This is a genomic window from Agromyces sp. S2-1-8 (assembly GCF_021129215.1).
GTDB lineage: Bacteria > Actinomycetota > Actinomycetes > Actinomycetales > Microbacteriaceae > Agromyces > Agromyces chromiiresistens.
In genome coordinates this window covers 3,223,980-3,241,055 of sequence record NZ_JAJOLP010000001.1, presented here as the reverse complement: position 1 = coordinate 3,241,055, position 17,076 = coordinate 3,223,980, and the positions used below count along the sequence as shown (strand labels likewise).

Here is a 17,076-nt window from a genome sequence, read left to right as displayed (position 1 = left end):
GTCGCAGGGCCAGGGGAGCGCGACGCGGAAGGAGATGGTGCGCGTGTCGCTTGCCGTGCTCGAGCGCCCGACGAGGGCGGTCGCCGACGATCTAGGATTGCTCGTGATGACTGCCGACGAGATCGACCAGGCGCCCAGCGGTTCGGAAGCCCCCGAAGAGGCCCGACCGCTCGGCGAACTCTTCGAAGAGCAGGCGCTGCCGTTCCTCGACCAGCTCTACGCTGCTGCGTTGCGCATGACGAAGAACCCGGCCGACGCGCAGGACCTGGTGCAGGAGACCTTCGTCAAGGCCTACGCGGCGTTCGCGCAGTTCAAGCAGGGCACGAACCTGAAGGCGTGGCTCTACCGCATCCTCACCAACACCTTCATCAACAGCTACCGCAAGAAGCAGCGCGAGCCCTACCAGGGCACCATCGACGAGCTCGAGGACTGGCAGCTCGGCGGCGCCGAGTCGACGACCGCGCGGTCGAGCCGCTCGGCCGAGGCCGAGGCGATCGACCACCTGCCCGACAGTGCCGTGAAGGACGCGCTGCAGGCCCTGCCCGAGGACTTCCGGCTGGCCGTCTACTTCGCCGACGTCGAGGGATTCTCGTACCAGGAGATCGCCGACATGATGAACACCCCCATCGGGACCGTGATGAGCCGCCTGCACCGTGGCCGGCGGCTGCTGCGCGAGTCCCTCGCCGACTACGCCCGCGAACAGGGATTCGCCGCGGCCGAGAAGGCGCCGAAACCTGCGAGGAGCACGAAATGACCGACTGCGGTTGCGAGAAGGCCCGGGCCGAGCTCGAGGAGTTCCTGCACAACGAGCTGCAGGCCGCCGACGCGGTCGACATCCGCGAGCACGTCGAGAACTGCGTCGACTGCCAGGCGGAGCTGCGCGTGGGCGTCGCGATCACCGAGGTCGTGCAGCGCGCGTGCCGCGAGAGCGCGCCCGACGAGTTGCGGGTGCAGGTGCTGACGAAGATCCGCTTGTACCAGTCGACCCACACGGTGACCGTCGCCGAGTAGCGCGGGTTCAACCGTTCGTTCGATGTGCGACGGGTCTCGTCGCCCGTAGCGTCGGGGTGTGATCGAAACTCGTGCCCGTCGTCGCGTGCCCACGTGGCTGCGCGTCCTCATCCCCGTCGTCCTCATCCTCGTCTGGTTCGCCGCGTTCGGCGCCGGCGGCTCGTCGTTCGGCTCGCTGAGCAAGCTGTCGGTCAACGACCAGAGCCAGTTCCTGCCGTCCTCCGCCGAGGCGACCGAGGTCGACGCCCTGCAGGAGGCGTTCCGCGACACCGAGACGATCCCGGCGATCGTGGTCGTCGCGACCGACGACGGCACCGACCTCGACGACGCGCAGCTCGCCGCCGTCGACGACCTGCGCTCGGCGTTCGCCGACGTGCCGGGCGTCATCGATGACGAGGTATCGCCCGCGATCGCCTCAGACGACGGCGAGGCGGTCGAGATCGTCGTGCCGATCGAGTCGGGCGACGGGGCCGAGCGCGCGTCGGACGTCGTCGGCGAGCTCCGCGCCGCCGTCGACGACGTGCCGATCGAGGGGGCGACGGTCGCCGTCGCCGGGCCGGCCGGCTTCAGCGCCGACATCGCGGGCGCCTTCAGCGGCATCGACGGCCTGCTGCTCGCGGTCGCGCTCGCCGCCGTCTTCGTCATCCTCATCGTGGTCTACCGCTCGCCGCTCCTGCCGCTCATCGTGCTGTTCACGAGCATGTCGGCCCTCTGCGCGGCCGTGCTCACGGTCGTCTCGCTCGCGAAGGCCGACGTCATCGTGCTCTCGGGGCAGACGCAGGGCATCCTCTTCATCCTCGTGATCGGCGCCGCGACCGACTATGCGCTGCTGTACATCGCGCGGTATCGCGAGACACTCGCCCGGTACGAGCGCAAGTGGGATGCCACGTGGGCGGCGCTGCGCGGATCGTGGGAGCCGATCGTGGCGAGCGGCGGCACGGTCATCGTCGGGCTGCTCATCCTGCTCGTGAGCGAGCTGAACTCGAACAAGGCGCTCGGCCCCATCGCCGCGATCGGAATCGTGTTCGCGCTGCTGTCGGCCCTCACCCTGCTGCCGGCTCTCCTCCTCTGGGCCGGCCGTGCGGCGTTCTGGCCGCGCAGGGTCGCGCACGCGGGCGATCCCGACGCCGACCTCGCACACGCGAAGCACGCGGCGGGCGTCGTGCACGGTGCATCCGCCCCCGACGAGCGCGACCTGCCCGACCGCGGCCTGTGGGCCGGTGTCGGCCGCCTCGTCTCCCGCCGGCCGCGCACCGTCTGGATCGTGTCCGTGCTCGCGCTCGCCGGCATGTCGCTCGGCCTCGCCCAGCTCGACGCCGACGGCGTGCCGTCGAGCGAGTTCGTGCTCGGTGAATCGCAGGCGCGCGACGGACAGGCGACGATCGGTGAGCACTTCCCGGCCGGGTCTGGCACCCCGGCGGTCATCATCGGACCGGAGGACGAGCTGCAGGCGATGGCCGACGTGGCGCTCGCGACCCCCGGCGTCGACTCGGTGTCGGTGGTCTCCACCGATTCGCCGTCGGGCTCGGCACCCGTCACCGGGGACGGCGTGCAGGCGTTCGGCCCGCCCGGAACCCCCGCGCCGGCGCCCACCGTCGTGGACGGCCGCGTCCTCGTGCAGGCCACCCTGTCGGACGCCTCGGACTCGCTCGAGGCCGAGGCGACCGTCGCCTCGTTGCGCGACGCGCTCGACGAGGTCGGCACCGACGTGCTCGTCGGCGGCCAGACGGCGGTCGCGCTCGACACGAACGACGCGGCGATCGCCGATCGCACGCTCGTCATCCCGCTCGTGCTCGCGGCGATCCTCGTGATCCTCATGCTGCTGCTGCGCTCGATCGTGGCGCCGCTCATCCTCATCGGCAGCGTCGTGCTGTCGTTCGCCGCCGCGCTCGGCGCCTCGGCGCTCGTGTTCGAGCACGTCTTCCACTTCCCTGGCGCAGACCCGTCGGTGCCGCTCTTCGGATTCGTGTTCCTCGTCGCGCTCGGGGTGGACTACAACATCTTCCTGATGACGCGCGTGCGCGAGGAGTCGCTGCGGTTCGGCACGCGGCCCGGCATCATCCGCGGGCTGCGGCTCACGGGCGGCGTGATCACCTCGGCCGGGCTCGTGCTCGCCGCGACCTTCGCGGCGCTCGGGGTACTGCCGATCCTGTTCCTCGTGCAGATCTCGTTCATCGTCGCGTTCGGCGTGCTGCTCGACACGTTCCTCGTGCGCACGCTGCTCGTGCCGGCGCTCGCCTACGACCTCGGTCGCGCGATCTGGTGGCCGAGTCGCCTCGCGCGCGGCGAGCTCTGACCTCGATCCGACGCGAATACGACGAAGCGGGATGCCGTGGAGGCATCCCGCTTCGTCGTACCGGCCGATCGGCTAGAGCGTGGTGGCCCGGCGCACCAGCTCGGCCTGCTCGGCCGCGTGGCGCTTGGCCGACCCGGTCGCGGGCGACGCCGCGGGCTGTCGGGCGACGACCTCGACGGGGCGCGGCCCGAGCTTGTTCGTCTCGATGATGAAGTACGGCCAGGCGCCCTGGTTCTCGGGCTCGTCCTGCGCCCACATGAGTTCGGCGTCGGGGTAGGCGTCGACGACGGCCTTCAGCTCGACGGCCGGCAGCGGGTAGAGCTGCTCGACGCGGACGACGGCGACCTCGGTGTTCTGCTGCTTGTCGAGCTCGGCGATCAGGTCGTAGTAGATCTTGCCCGAGACGAAGACGACGCGCTTGACCTTCGAGCGATCGGTGATGCGCGCATCGTCGATCACCGGCTCGAACTTGCCCTGCGTGAAGTCGTCGACCGGGCTCGTCGCACCGCGCAGGCGCAGCATCGCCTTGGGCGTGAAGACCACGAGGGGCTTCCGCGGACGGGCGTACGCCTGCCGGCGCAGCAGGTGGAAGTACGATGCGGGCGTCGAGGGGCGCGCGACCGTCATGTTGTTCTCGGCGCAGAGCTGCAGGTAGCGCTCGATGCGGGCGCTCGAATGGTCGGGGCCCTGGCCCTCGTAGCCGTGGGGGAGCAGCAGCACGACGCTCGAGCGCTGGCCCCACTTCTGCTCGGCCGAGGAGATGAACTCGTCGATGATGGTCTGCGCGCCGTTCGCGAAGTCGCCGAACTGCGCCTCCCACAGGACGAGCGCGTCGGCCCGCTCGACCGAGTAGCCGTACTCGAAGCCCATGGCCGCGTACTCGCTGAGGAGCGAGTCGTAGATCCAGAAGCGGGCCTGGTTCTCGGCGAGGTTCTGCAGCGGCAGCCACTCCTGGCCGTTCACGCGGTCGTGGAGCACCGCATGGCGCTGCACGAACGTGCCGCGGCGGGCGTCCTGGCCGGCGAAGCGCACCGGCGTGCCCTCGACGAGCAGTGATCCGAGCGCGAGCAGCTCGCCGAAGCCCCAGTCGATGTTGCCGTTGCGGCTCATGTCGTGGCGCTTCTGCAGCAGCTGCTGGATCTTCGGGTGCACCGTGAATCCGGCGGGCTTGTTGTTGAAGGCGTCGCCGATGGCGTGCACGACCTCGAGCGAGACGCCGGTGGTCTCGAGCTCGCCGGTGGCGGGCTCGGGCGGGTGCACCTGCGCGGTCGCGCCGACCACGTCGATCGCGCCCGTCTGCACCGCGTGCGTCTCGGCGAAGGCGCGCTCCATCCGGTCCTGGAAGTCGCGGTGCGCCTCTTCGTACTCGGCCTCGGTGATGTCGCCGCGACCGACGAGCGCCTCGGTGTAGAGCTTGCGGACGCTGCGCTTGGCCTCGATCAGGTTGTACATGAGCGGCTGCGTCATCGAGGGGTCGTCGCCCTCGTTGTGGCCGCGGCGGCGGTAGCAGACGAGGTCGATGACGACATCGCGCTTGAACTCCTGGCGGTATCGGAACGCGAGCTCGGCCACCCGCACGACGGCCTCGGGGTCGTCGCCGTTCACGTGGAAGATGGGCGCCTGGATGGTCTTGGCGACGTCGGTCGAGTAGATCGACGAGCGGGCGTCGCCCGGCACCGTCGTGAAGCCGACCTGGTTGTTGATGTTGACGTGGATGGTGCCGCCGGTGCGGTAGCCGCGCAGCTGCGACATCTGCATCGTCTCGACGACGACGCCCTGGCCGGCCATGGCGGCGTCGCCGTGCACGAGGATCGGCAGGGTCGAGAAGGTGCCGATCGGCTTGCGGTCCTGCTTCGCGCGCACGATGCCCTCGAGCACGCCGTCGACGGCCTCGAGGTGCGAGGGGTTCGCCGCGAGCGAGACGGGCACCTGGTGTCCGTCGTCGGCGGTGAAGGTGCCCTCGGTGCCGAGGTGGTACTTCACGTCGCCGGAGCCGTGCGCCGACGCCGTGCCCTCGAACTCGCGGAACACCTGGCCGTACGTCTTGCCGGCGATGTTGGTGAGCACGTTGAGCCGCCCGCGGTGGGCCATGCCGATGGCGACCTCGTCGAGGCCCTCTTTCGCGGCACCCTGGAGGATCTCGTCGAGGAGGGCGATGACGGACTCGCCGCCCTCGAGGCTGAATCGCTTCTGGCCGACGTACTTCGTCTGCAGGAAGGTCTCGAACGCCTCGGCCTCGTTGAGCTTGCGCAGGATGCGCATCTGCTCGTCGTGCGTCGGCTTCTCGTACGGGCGCTCGACCTCGTTCTGGATCCACTGGCGCTGCACCGGGTCCTGGATGTGCATGTACTCGATGCCGATGGTGCGGCAGTACGAGTCGCGCAGGACGCCGAGGATGTCGCGCAGCAGCGCCTTGCGCTTGGCGCCGAAGCCGCCGGTGACGAACTCGCGGTCGAGGTCCCAGAAGGTGAGCCCGTGGGTCGCGATGTCGAGGTCGGGGTGCGAGCGCTGCACGTACTCGAGCGGGTCGGTATCGGCCATCATGTGACCGCGGACGCGGAACGAGTTGATGAGCTCCTGCACGCGGGCGGTCTTGTCGATCGCGCTCGCGACGTCGACGGCGATGTCGGGCGCCCATCGGATGGGCTCGTAGGGGAGGCGGAGCGCGGCGAAGATGCCCTCGTAGAAGTCGCGCTGGCCGATCAGCAGCTCGTGGACCTTCTTCAGGAACTCGCCCGAGCCGGCGCCCTGGATGACCCGGTGGTCGTACGTCGACGTGAGGGTGATGGTCTTGCCGATCGCGAGGTTGGCGAGCGTCTTCTCGCTCGCGCCCTGGAATTCGGCCGGGTACTCGAGGGCGCCCGCACCGATGATGCAGCCCTGGCCCTTCATGAGGCGGGGCACCGAGTGCACGGTGCCGATGCCGCCGGGGTTCGTGAGCGAGATCGTGGCGCCCGAGAAGTCGTCGGCCTTGAGCTTGTTCTGGCGGGCCCGCGAGACGAGGTCTTCGTAGGCGGTCAAGTACTCGTTGAACGTCATCGTCTCGGCGCGCTTGATCGCGGGCACGAGGAGCGCACGGGTGCCGTCGGGCTTCGGGATGTCGATCGCGATGCCGAGGCCGATGTGCGCGGGCTTCACGAGGCTCGGCTTGCCGTCGACCTCGGAGTAGTAGACGTTCTGGCTCGGGAAGTCCTTGAGCGCCTGGATGAGCGCCCAGCCGATGAGGTGGGTGAAGCTGATCTTGCCGCCGCGGGTGCGCCGCAGGTGGTTGTTGATCACGATGCGGTTGTCGATCATGAGCTTCGCCGGCACGGTGCGCACGCTCGTCGCGGTCGGCACGGTGAGCGACGCGTCCATGTTCGCGGCGAGGGCCTTCGGCATGCCCTTGAGGGTGACGACCTGGTCTTCCTCGGGGGCCTCGGCGACGACCGGCTGCGGGCTCGTGACGGGCACGTCGGCCGGAACCGGCTGGGTGCGCGGCGCGACGGAGGTGGTCCGTGCCGCGGGGGTCTGGCCGATCACGGGGATCGGCGCGGTCGCCGGCGCGGGCTGCGCAGGGGCATCGGCGGCGGGGGCCGCCGGCTCGGCGCCCGTCTGGGTCGGCGCATCCGGCTGCGCGGAAGCGGCCGGTCCGGCCGGCGCGGGCGCTTCGGCTCCGACGCCGTTCGACGCGGCACCGCCGTCGGTCTGCACGCGGTGGTACTGCTCGAGCACCGGCCACCAGGTCTTGTCGACCGATTCGGGATCGGCGAGGTACTTCTCGTACATCTCGTCGACGAGCCACTCATTGGCCCCGTATTCGCCCGACGCCGTCTCGTCGGCTCCCGCCCCGGTCAATTGGCTCGACACAGCCTCTCGCCCACTCTCTCCGTTGATGCTGGTTTGCGGAGATCGACCCGGCCGCGCACGCGAACGTGGCCGATCACCCACACAAGCCTAAACCCCGCGCGCGGCGCCCGGCGCACGTCGTCGCGCGCCGCCTACGCTGGGGGCATGGAGTTCTACCGAACCGCGCCGACGCACGACCTCACCTACTCCGACGTGTTCCTCGTTCCGAGCCGCTCGGGGGTCACGAGCCGGCTCGACGTCTCGCTCGCACCCGACGACGGTTCCGGTGCATCGGTGCCGATCGTGTCGGCCAACATGAACTCCATCACTGGGCCCCGCCTCGCCGCGACGCTCGCCCGCCGCGGCGGCATCGGGGTCCTCCCGCAGGACCTCCACCTGCAAGACCTGGCGGAGTCGATCCGATGGGTGAAGGCGCAGTCGCCGGCGTTCGACACGCCGCACTCGTTCGCGCCGGGCACGACGGTCGCGGAGGCGCTCGAGGCGATTCCGCCCGTCGACGGCCACGGCATCGTGCTGCACGACGAGAGGGGCGATTATGCGGGATGCCTCGTGGCCACGCGTCTCGCGAGCGCGCTTCCCGACGCCCGGCTCGGCGACCTCGTGCACGGCGGCATCCCGTCGCTCGACGCCGAGGACGTCGACACCCCGCGTCGCGCGTTCGATCTCATGGTCGATGCCGACCTCGAGTTCGCCCCCGTGCTGCAGCACGGCCGGGTGGTCGGCACGCTGAGCCGGCGCAGCGCCCTGCGCGGAACGATCTACTCGCCGAACGTCGATGCCGACGGTCGGCTCCGGGTCGCCGCCGCGGTCGGCATCAACGGCGACGTCGCGGCGAAGGCGACGGCGCTCGCCGCGGCCGGGGTCGACATGCTCGTCGTCGACACCGCGCACGGGCACCAGGAGGGCATGGTGCGCGCGGTGTCGATCGTGCGCGATCTCGACCTGGGGCTGCCGATCGTCGCGGGCAACATCGTCACCGAGGGCGCGGTCGCCGACCTCGTCGAGGCGGGCGCCGACGTGCTGAAGGTCGGTGTCGGACCGGGCGCGATGTGCACGACGCGCATGATGACGGCCGTCGGCCGCCCGCAGTTCTCGGCGGTGCTCGAGACGGCCGAGGCGGCCCGCGAGCTCGGCGCGCGGGTCTGGGCCGACGGCGGCGTGCGCTATCCGCGCGACGTGGCGCTCGCGCTCGCCGCGGGCGCCTCGTCGGTCATGATCGGCTCGTGGTTCGCCGGCACGATCGAGGCGCCCGGCACGCTCCGGCGCGACACGTCGGGTCGCCTGTTCAAGGAGAGCTGGGGCATGGCGTCGACGAAGGCGGTGCGCGAGCGGTTCGACCGGCTCTCCGCGTACGACCTCGCCCGCAAGGAGCTCTTCGCCGAGGGGATCTCGTCGTCGTCGATCTACCTCGATCCCCTGCGCCCGTCGCTCGAGGACCTGCTCGACATGATCACCTCGGGCGTGCGCAGCTCGTTCACCTACGCCGGCGCCCGCACGCTCGACGAGTTCCGCGAGCGCGCGCTCGTCGGCATCCAGTCGGCGGCCGGCTACGAGGAGGGCAAGGCGCTGCCGGTCAGCTGGTAGGCCGCTGCGCCGCGCTTCGGTGCGGTTCGCCCGGGATACCCGCGTCGTCGCCGATATACTGGATCGACAATGGACGATCCTCCCTCTGCGACTACGCCCGGCCATAGACCCTCGCCCGTGACCGTTCGGGGAGGTCGCGTTGTCTGAGTGGATACTCCTCGGCATCGGATTCCTCCTCACGATCGGCACGGGCTTGTTCGTTGCGAGCGAGTTCGCACTCGTCAATCTCGATCGCGCCGACCTCGAGGCTCGCCGCGAGCGCGGCGAGAGCCGGCTCGGCATGACGATCGCCGCGCTGAAGATCACCTCGACCCACCTGTCGAGCGCACAGCTCGGCATCACCCTCACGACGCTGCTCACCGGCTACACGATGGAGCCTGCGATCTCGTCGCTGCTCGCAGGTCCGCTCACGGCGGCCGGGCTGCCCGAGGCACTCGTCCGGCCGGTCGGGGCGACCACCGCGGTCGTGGTCGCGACGCTGCTGTCGATGGTGCTCGGCGAGCTCGTCCCGAAGAACTTCGCGCTCGCCCTCCCGCTCGCCACTGCGAAGCTGGTGATCCCGTTCCAGGCGGCGTTCACCTGGGTGTTCCGGCCGGCCGTGGTCCTGCTCAACGGCAGCGCGAACGCGCTCCTCCGGGCGATCGGCATCGAGCCGAAGGAGGAGCTCTCGGGGGCGCGCTCGGCCGAGGAGCTGTCGTCGCTCGTCCGGCGCTCCGCAAGCGCCGGGCTGCTCGAAGCGGACACCGCCACGCTGCTCGGTCGCACGTTGAGGTTCGCCGACCACGACGCATCCGACGTCATGACGCCGAGGCCCAGGGTCGCCGCCGTGCAGCGCCTCGAGCCCGCCGAGGCCGTGCTCGAGCTGGCCCGGCAGACCGGGTTCTCGCGCTTCCCCGTCTACGACGAGAATCTCGACGACATCGTCGGCGTGGTGCACGTCAAGCAGGCCGTCGCGGTGCCGCGCGAGCGGCGGAGCGACGTGCCGGCCTCGGCCCTCCAGTCCGACGCGCTGCGGGTGCCCGAGACGATCAAGCTCGACGCGCTGCTCGGCGAGCTCCGCGGACGCGGATTCCAGATGGCGGTCGTGGTCGACGAGTACGGCGGGACCGCGGGCGTCGCGACACTCGAGGACCTCGTGGAGGAGCTCGTCGGCGAGGTGGCCGACGAGCACGACCGCACACGCGCGGGCATCGTGCGCCGCGGCGACGTCGTGAGCTTCCCGGGCATCCTGCGTCCCGACGAGCTCGAGGAGCGCACCGGCATCCACGTGCCCGAGAACGGCGACTACGAGACCGTCGCCGGATTCGTGATGTCGGCGCTCGGGCGGCTGCCCGTCGTCGGCGACGAGGTGACGATCGACGAGGGCACGCTCGTCGTGCAACGGCTCGACGGCCGGCGCATCGACCGGTTGCGGTTCGTGCCGAAGCCCGTGCCCGCCGAGCCCGGCGACGACGAGGAGGCGGGTCGATGAGCGACTGGATCGGAATCGTCTGGCTCGTGGTGCTCCTCATCGCGAACGCCTTCTTCGTCGGCGCGGAGTTCGCCGTCATCTCGGCGCGCCGCTCGCAGATCGAGCCGCTCGCCGACGGGGGGCGACGCAGCGCCAAGACGGCGCTCTGGGCCATGGAGCACGCGACGCTCATGCTCGCGATGAGCCAGCTCGGCATCACGGTCTGCTCGCTGCTCATCCTGAACGTCTCGGAGCCCGCGATCCACCACCTGCTCGAGGTGCCGCTGCACCTCACCGGGTGGTCGGAGGAGGTCGTGGCGACGGTCGCGTTCGTGGTGACGCTCGTGCTCGTCTCGTACCTGCACGTCGTGTTCGGCGAGATGGTGCCGAAGAACCTCTCCTTCTCGGTGCCCGACAAGGCGGTGCTCCTGCTCGCGCCGCCGCTCGTGTTCCTGGCGCGCATCTTCAAGCCGATCATCGTCGCGCTCAACGCGACGGCGAACGGGGTGCTGCGGCTGTTCGGCGTCCAGCCGAAGAACGAGGCCAACTCGACGTTCACGCTCGAGGAGGTGCAGACGATCGTCGACCAGTCGCGCCGCGAGGGCGTGCTCGACGATGCGAGCGGCACGCTCACTGCGGCGTTCGAGTTCACCGCGAAGCGCGTGAAGGACGTCGCGGTGCCGGTGTCGGCACTCGTGAGTCTCCCGCCGGGGGCGACGCCCGGCGACGTCGAGCGGGCGGTCGCCCGCCGCGGGTTCTCGCGGTATCCGATCCTCGATGCCGACGGCGAGCCCGACGGCTACGTGCACCTGAAAGACGTGATCGACCTCGACGACGACGAGTTCGACGATCCGATCCCGGCCAAGCGGGTGCGCCGGCTCGTGTCGATCTTCGACGGCACCGACCTCGAGGACGCACTCGCCACGATGCGGCGCCTCGGCACGCACGTCGCCCGCACCTTCGAGGAGGACGGCGCGACCAGCGGGGTGATCTTCCTCGAGGACATCATCGAGGAGCTCGTCGGCGAGGTGCAGGACGCGACTCGGCGCGGATAGGGGCGCGGGTGTCTCGACACGTCGCATCGTCCCCTCCTCGATCGCGATCGGAGGCGTAGACTTGGCTCGGCCCGAGGAACCCGAGGAAAGATCATGTTCGAGAAGATCATGGCGTCTGCGGTGCTGCCCGCCGCGGACATCGCCCGTTCGCGGCAATGGTGGCACGACGTGCTGGGCCGCGACCCGCTGATGGAGGACGACGAGTCGCTCTTCTACGAGATCGGCGGCGTCGTGGTGATGGTCTACCGCACCGACTACGCCGGTACCGCGCAGAACACCGCGTTCAACCTGTTCACCGACGATCTCGACCGCGACATGACGGCGCTGCGGACGCTGGGGGTCGTCTTCCACGACTACGACCTTCCCGGGCTCACGACCGTCGACGGCGTCGCCGACCTCGACGGCGAGCGTGCCGCCTGGTTCAGCGACAGCGAGGGGAACATCTTCGCCCTCGGCGAGATGTCGCCGGAGCGGAGCGAGGCGGCGGCGCGACTGCGGGAGGCGATGACGCGCGGCGCGTGATGGCGCCCGTCACCATTCGCCGTCGTTGAGCTCGGGCCGAGCCCGCAGGTACTGGCTCGGCCACATCGAGGTGCCCGCACCGAGTTCGTGCGCGGCCCGCATCGCGAAATGCGGGTCGCGCATCATGGCCTTGCCGAGCATCACCGCGTCGGCGCGGCCCTCCGCCACGAGCGCCTCGGCCTGCGCGGCGTTCGTGATGCGGCCGACGGCCGACACCGGGGCATCCGATCGTTCGCCGACGTACTCGGCGAACCGGGCCTGGTACCCGGGGCCGACGGGGATGTCGGCCGAGGCGACGAGACCGCCGGTCGAGACGTCGAAGAAGTCGGCGCCGGCCTCCTCGGCCCAGCGGGCGACCTGTGCGGTCTGCGCCTCGTCCCAGCCGCCCGGGGTCCAGTCGGTTGCCGAGAATCGCACGAAGAGCGGCATCGCCTCGCCGATCTCGGCGCGGACCGCGCGCACGACCTCGAGCAACAGTCGGGCGCGGTTCTCGAGGGTTCCGCCCCACTCGTCGGTGCGCCCGTTCGACAGGGGCGAGAGGAACTGGTGCACGAGGTAGCCGTGGGCGGCGTGCACCTCGACGAGGTCGAAGCCCGCGCGAACGGCGCGCGCGGCGGCTCGACGGAAGTCGTCGACGACGCCCGCGATGCCGGCCGCGTCGAGGGCGACCGGCTCGCGCAGCCCGTCGAAGGCGATCGCCGATGCCGACACCGTCGTCCAGCCGCCCTCGTCGAGCGGCTGCGAGCCCCGGCGGCGCATGGGCTCGGGCCAGACCGAGGCCTTGCGGCCCGCGTGCGCGAGCTGCAGACCCGCAGCCGCGCCCTGCGACCGGATGAACCGGGTGATGCGCGCCCAGGCCTCGACGTGCTCGTCGCCCCAGATGCCCGTGTCGTGATCGGAGATCCGTCCCTCGGGACTCACCGCCGTGGCCTCGGCCATGACGAGCCCGGCGCCGCCGGCCGCCATCGCGCCGAGGTGCACGAGATGCCAGTCGCCGGGCGCGCCGTCGCGGCCCGTGACCGAGTACTGGCAGAGCGGCGGCACCCACACCCGGTTGCGGATCTCGAGCCCGCGGATCGTGATGGGCCGGAAGAGCGCGGGCAGGTCGCCCTCGCTCACGCGAGGCTCCGGAGCCAGCGCTCGAGCCCCGAGGCATCCGTGAAGACGTGGCCGTCGCCGCCCACAGCTCGGGCGCCCTCGACGTTCTCCGACTTGTTGTCGACGAAGAGCAGGTCGGATGCCTGGATGCCGAGCTCGTCGATGACGTGCTCGTAGATCTCGGCGTCGGGTTTCACGAGGCGCAGCTCGCCGCTCACGAACACGCGCTCGAACAGCGGCGCGAACGAGCCGTGGCGAAGCCATCCCGCGTAGTCGGCGCCCGCGTTCGACAGCAGGGCGAGCCGGGTGCCGCCGGCAGCGAGGGCGTGCACGACCGCGAGCGTTCCCGGGTCGACCGAGAGCCACCCGCGGTGGTCGATCGCCCACAGCTCGTGCACGTCGATCTCGCTCCACTCGACACCGAGGTCGAGGGCGACGGCCCGCCAGTAGTCGGCGATCGAGGTCGTGCCGCGGTCGAGGCCGTCGCGGTGCGCCCAGTACGCCGACCAGAACGCGCCGGTCGCGGTGCCCGAACCCGGTTCGACGCCCGCCCGGGCCAGGAGGGCCCCACGGTCGGCTCCGCTCGGCTCGCGCGAGATGACCTCGCCGTAGTCGAACACGACGACTCGAGGGGACAGGCTGATCGGGGCGAGGGCTGTCGGAGACATCACCCTCCAACCTATCGTTGGAGCATGGGCACCGAGTGGCAGGACTGGACGGCCGCCGACGCGGCCCGCTGGGTGCGGGCACCCGGCATCGACGACGACAAGTACTCCCGCGGGGTGCTCGGCGTGATCACGGGATCGAGCGACTACCCGGGGGCCGCGGTCCTCGGTGTCGAGGCGGCCACTCGGGCCGGCGTCGGCATGGTGCGCTACACCGGGCCGAGGGGCGTGCGTGCCGCGGTGCTGCTGCGCAGGCCCGAGACCGTGACGGTCGCCGGCCGCGTGCAGGCGTGGCTGATCGGCTCGGGCATCGATCCGGGGCGGCGTTCGTTCGTGCTGCAGGGCGACCTGCAGCACGCGCTGGCGTCGCGGTTGCCCGTCGTGCTCGACGCGGGTGCGCTCGACCTCGTCGGGACGCACACGGCACCCACGGTCATCACGCCCCACGCGCGTGAACTCGCGACCCTGCTCACCTCGCGCGAGGTCGACACGACGGTCGAGGCGGTGCGCGCCGACCCGGGCGGGTGGGCCGAACGCGCCGCGCACGAACTCGGGGTCGCCGTGCTGCTGAAGGGCGCGGTCACGCGCATCGCCGACCCGGCGGGTTCCCGCATCGCGGTGACGGCGCCGACGCACTGGCTCGCCTCCGCGGGGACCGGCGACGTGCTCGGCGGGGTGCTCGGCGCCCTCGTTGCGACGCACCACGCCGAGCTCGCCGTCGACGCGGGCGTCATCACGAACCTCGCGGCGACCGCGGCCTGGATCCACGGCGAAGCGGCGCGACGTGCGAGCGAGGCCGTCGCGGGGGGCCCGGTCGCCGCGCTCGACATCGCCGCGGTCGTCCCGACCGTCGTGGGTGAGCTGATCGCGAGCTGAATCGGGGCGGCGAACCGCTTGGGCCCCCGCGCGGGGAGGCACGGCTCGCGTGAACCCGGTCAGCTGGTGAGGTAGCGCGCGAGGAACTCACGCGTACGGGCCTCGCGCGGCGCTCCGAAGAACTCGGCGGGCGGCGCGGCCTCGATGATGCGACCGCCGTCGAGGAACACGACGCGATCGGCCACCTCGCGGGCGAAGGCCATCTCGTGCGTCGCCATCACGATCGTCGTGCCGCCCTCGGCGAGCGAGCGCACGAGCGCGAGGACCTCGCCGACGAGCTCGGGGTCGAGCGCGCTCGTGATCTCGTCGAGGAGCAGCAGCTCGGGTTCGGTCGCGATCGCGCGCACGATCGCGGCGCGCTGCTGCTGGCCGCCCGAGAGCCGGTCGGGGAACGCGCGGGCGTGCTCGGCGAGGCCGATGGAGGCGAGCAGCTCGAGCGCGCGCCGTTCGGCGTCGCGGCGAGGCATCCGGTGCACCAGTCGCGAGGCGAGCGCGACGTTGTCGAGCACGCTGAGGTGCGGGAACAGGTTGTAGTGCTGGAACACGACGCCGATGCGGGCCCGCACGGCGTCGGCGTCGACCCGCGGATCGCTCACGTCGTCGCCGCGGAGCCGGATCACGCCGTCGTCGATGGGTTCGAGGAGGTTGACCGTGCGGAGCAGCGTCGACTTGCCCGAGCCGCTCGCGCCCACCAGGGCGACGACCTCGTGCGCGGCGACGTCGAGGTCGATGCCGTCGAGCACCACCTTCTCGCCGAAGGCGCGGCGGACGCCGCGGAGGCTCAGCACGGTGCCGGTCGCGTCGGTGGCGACGATCGTGGGGTCGCCGCCGCTCATACGATGCTGCCGATCTGCTCGCGGGAGCGCATGCGGGCGGTCACCCAGTCGGTGAGCCGGATCATCGGCCACGCGAGCAGCACGAAGAGCAGGCCGGCCACGACGTACGGCGTGTAGTTGAAGTAGTGCGCCTGCTCGATCTGCGCCGCGCGAACGGCATCGACGGCGCCGAGCACGGAGATGAGCCCCACGTCCTTCTGCATGGCGACGAAGTCGTTCATGAGCGCCGGGGTCACCTTGCGCAGGGCCTGGGGCAGCACGACCCGGCGCATGGTCTGGCCGTGGCTGAGCCCGAGGGCGCGGGCGGCGAGGCGCTGCGAGGGGTGCACGGCCTCGATGCCCGCCCGGAACACCTCCGAGACGTACGCCGAGTAGGTGAGGATCAGCGCGATCGTGCCCCAGACCGCGACCGGCACGCGCGGGAAGAAGTCGAGCCCCGGCACGCCGAAGCCCACGAGGTAGAGCACGATGATGAGCGGCACCCCGCGGAACAGGTCGGTGTATCCGGCTGCGAGCGCCCGGAGCGGGAAGAACACCGGCTCGCGGAGGGTGCGCAGGCTCGCGAGCAGCAGTGCGAAGACGATGACGCCGATCGATGCCGCGACGAGCACCTGGATGTTGAGCCACAGCCCCTGGAGGATGCGCGGCAGCGAGGCGAGGGCGACCTCGGGGTCGAAGAAGGCGTGCTGCACGGCGGCCCAGCCGGGCGAGCCGATGAGCGCCCAGGCGATCAGCACCGCGAACACGACGGTCGAGAGCGCGCTGATGAGCACCGAACGACGCGTCTGGCGGCGCCGGTACCCGCGTCGCTCGAGCTCGAGCGCGCTCGGCTGCCATGCCGCGGCGGTACCGGAGGGCGCGCCGGTCGCGCCGTCGCCGGAGGAGGGGGTGGTGATCACGACAGCAACGCTATCGGCCCGTGCGCGCCGGGCGGCGCGTCACGCTGCCGTGCTCACTCGAGGACCGGTGCCGTGTCGTCGCCGCCGAGCCACTCGGCCGCGAGGTCGTCGAGCGTGCCGTCGGCGCGGAGCGCGTCGACCGCGGCCGTCACGTCGGCGGTGAGCGGGGAGTCCTTCGCGAGCACGATGCCGAACTCGTCGCCGCCCTCGGAGGTCTCGGGCAGCTGTCCGATGATCTCACCGCCGTCGAGCTCGGCCCCCGTGAGGTAGAACGCGGTGGGAAGGTCGACCACGATCGCGTCGACGGTGCCGCTCTGCAGCGCCAGCTTCGCGTCGTCGTTGGTGTTGAACACCATCGCGCCGGCGGCCGGCTGGATGACCTGCTCGATCGCGTCGAAGCTCGTGGTGCCGGTCTGCGCGCCGATGAGCAGCGGCTTGAGGTCGGCGATCGACGACGCGCCCGACGCGGGCGAGCCCTCGACCGTGATGACGACCTGGGTCGTCTCGTAGTACGGCGACGAGAAGTCGACGCTCTCGGCCCGCTCGTCGGTGATCGAGAACTGCTGCAGGTTGAGATCGAAGTCCTTCGGGCCGGGCGCGATGGCCTGGTCGAAGGTCGTGCGCACCCAGACGACGTCGTCTCGGGCATAGCCGAGCTCGTCGGCGACGGCGTAGGCGACCGCAGCTTCGAAGCCCTTGCCGCTCTCGGGGGCGTCGTCGAGCACCCAGGGGAAGTAGGCCGGTTCGCCGGTGCCGACCGTCAGCTTGCCGGGGGTGACGTGCCCGTCGTCGGCGGTGCCGTCGTCGCCGGCGCCCGTCGACGCGCAGGCGACGAGGACGAACGCAGCAGCGCCGGCGCCGACCAGGGCTGCGATCGAGCGTGCGAACGGGCGCCGGGACGAGGTGCGTCGGGTCATGGGGGCCTCCGGGGTGGT

14 protein-coding genes are annotated in these 17,076 nt (G+C 71.2%); 8 read left to right on the top strand and 6 right to left on the bottom strand.

Going from position 1 to position 17,076, the window contains the following annotated elements:
- The first annotated feature begins 34 nt into the window (after positions 1-34).
- From LR269_RS14885 to LR269_RS14875, 3 genes are read left to right on the top strand one after another with little or no spacing between them, the layout of a single operon-like run.
- Positions 35-754, top strand: coding sequence for a sigma-70 family RNA polymerase sigma factor (locus LR269_RS14885; RefSeq protein ID WP_374201136.1), 720 nt, complete (start codon positions 35-37; stop codon positions 752-754).
- Positions 751-1,011: a zf-HC2 domain-containing protein gene (locus LR269_RS14880; protein ID WP_231431534.1), complete on the top strand. Its 261-nt coding sequence runs from the start codon at positions 751-753 to the stop codon at positions 1,009-1,011. Before LR269_RS14885 ends, LR269_RS14880 begins: the two co-directional genes overlap by 4 nt.
- 58 nt (positions 1,012-1,069) lie before the next feature.
- Positions 1,070-3,307 (top strand): MMPL family transporter, encoded by a 2,238-nt coding sequence (locus LR269_RS14875; protein ID WP_231431533.1) that lies wholly within the window; start codon positions 1,070-1,072, stop codon positions 3,305-3,307.
- Between the two features lie 72 nt (positions 3,308-3,379).
- Here LR269_RS14875 and LR269_RS14870 read toward each other — a convergent pair whose 3' ends face one another.
- Positions 3,380-7,156: a multifunctional oxoglutarate decarboxylase/oxoglutarate dehydrogenase thiamine pyrophosphate-binding subunit/dihydrolipoyllysine-residue succinyltransferase subunit gene (locus LR269_RS14870; RefSeq protein ID WP_231431532.1), complete on the bottom strand. Its 3,777-nt coding sequence runs from the start codon at positions 7,154-7,156 to the stop codon at positions 3,380-3,382.
- Positions 7,157-7,300: 144 nt separating this feature from the next.
- Between LR269_RS14870 and LR269_RS14865 the strand changes: the two genes are divergently transcribed.
- The 4 genes from LR269_RS14865 (at position 7,301) to LR269_RS14850 (ending at position 11,767) form a co-directional block, all read left to right on the top strand.
- Positions 7,301-8,740 (top strand): GuaB1 family IMP dehydrogenase-related protein, encoded by a 1,440-nt coding sequence (locus LR269_RS14865; RefSeq protein ID WP_231431531.1) that lies wholly within the window; start codon positions 7,301-7,303, stop codon positions 8,738-8,740.
- A 139-nt stretch (positions 8,741-8,879) separates the two neighbouring features.
- Positions 8,880-10,211, top strand: a complete 1,332-nt coding sequence (locus LR269_RS14860; RefSeq protein WP_231431530.1) for a hemolysin family protein — start codon at positions 8,880-8,882, stop codon at positions 10,209-10,211.
- Complete coding sequence (locus tag LR269_RS14855; protein ID WP_231431529.1) at positions 10,208-11,245, top strand: hemolysin family protein; 1,038 nt, start codon at positions 10,208-10,210, stop codon at positions 11,243-11,245. The genes LR269_RS14860 and LR269_RS14855 overlap by 4 nt, the downstream gene beginning before the upstream one ends.
- Before the next feature lie 93 nt (positions 11,246-11,338).
- On the top strand, positions 11,339-11,767 hold the full coding sequence (locus LR269_RS14850) for a VOC family protein (RefSeq protein WP_231431528.1): 429 nt from the start codon (positions 11,339-11,341) through the stop codon (positions 11,765-11,767).
- Between the two features lie 9 nt (positions 11,768-11,776).
- Here the strand turns inward: LR269_RS14850 and LR269_RS14845 are convergent, their stop codons facing one another.
- Both LR269_RS14845 and LR269_RS14840 read right to left on the bottom strand, forming a co-directional pair.
- A complete protein-coding gene (locus LR269_RS14845; RefSeq protein ID WP_231432366.1) occupies positions 11,777-12,871 on the bottom strand; it encodes an NADH:flavin oxidoreductase/NADH oxidase in 1,095 nt (364 codons plus the stop codon).
- A gap of 11 nt (positions 12,872-12,882) precedes the next feature.
- Complete coding sequence (locus LR269_RS14840; protein ID WP_231431527.1) at positions 12,883-13,533, bottom strand: HAD family phosphatase; 651 nt, start codon at positions 13,531-13,533, stop codon at positions 12,883-12,885.
- Positions 13,534-13,557: 24 nt separating this feature from the next.
- Here LR269_RS14840 and LR269_RS14835 point away from each other — a divergent pair, with 24 nt between their 5' ends.
- On the top strand, positions 13,558-14,406 hold the full coding sequence (locus LR269_RS14835; protein ID WP_231431526.1) for an ADP/ATP-dependent (S)-NAD(P)H-hydrate dehydratase: 849 nt from the start codon (positions 13,558-13,560) through the stop codon (positions 14,404-14,406).
- 59 nt (positions 14,407-14,465) lie between these two features.
- Here LR269_RS14835 and LR269_RS14830 read toward each other — a convergent pair whose 3' ends face one another.
- The 3 genes from LR269_RS14830 to LR269_RS14820 are packed head-to-tail and all read right to left on the bottom strand — an operon-like array spanning position 14,466 to position 17,058.
- The gene (locus LR269_RS14830; protein WP_231431525.1) at positions 14,466-15,242 is read right to left on the bottom strand and encodes an amino acid ABC transporter ATP-binding protein; all 777 of its coding nucleotides are present in this window, start codon (positions 15,240-15,242) and stop codon (positions 14,466-14,468) included.
- Entirely contained in the window at positions 15,239-16,141 is a 903-nt protein-coding gene (locus LR269_RS14825) for an amino acid ABC transporter permease (protein WP_374201134.1), read from the bottom strand. The genes LR269_RS14830 and LR269_RS14825 overlap by 4 nt, the downstream gene beginning before the upstream one ends.
- A 53-nt stretch (positions 16,142-16,194) precedes the next feature.
- The gene (locus tag LR269_RS14820) at positions 16,195-17,058 is read right to left on the bottom strand and encodes an ABC transporter substrate-binding protein (RefSeq protein WP_231431524.1); all 864 of its coding nucleotides are present in this window, start codon (positions 17,056-17,058) and stop codon (positions 16,195-16,197) included.
- Positions 17,059-17,076: the final 18 nt, after the last annotated feature.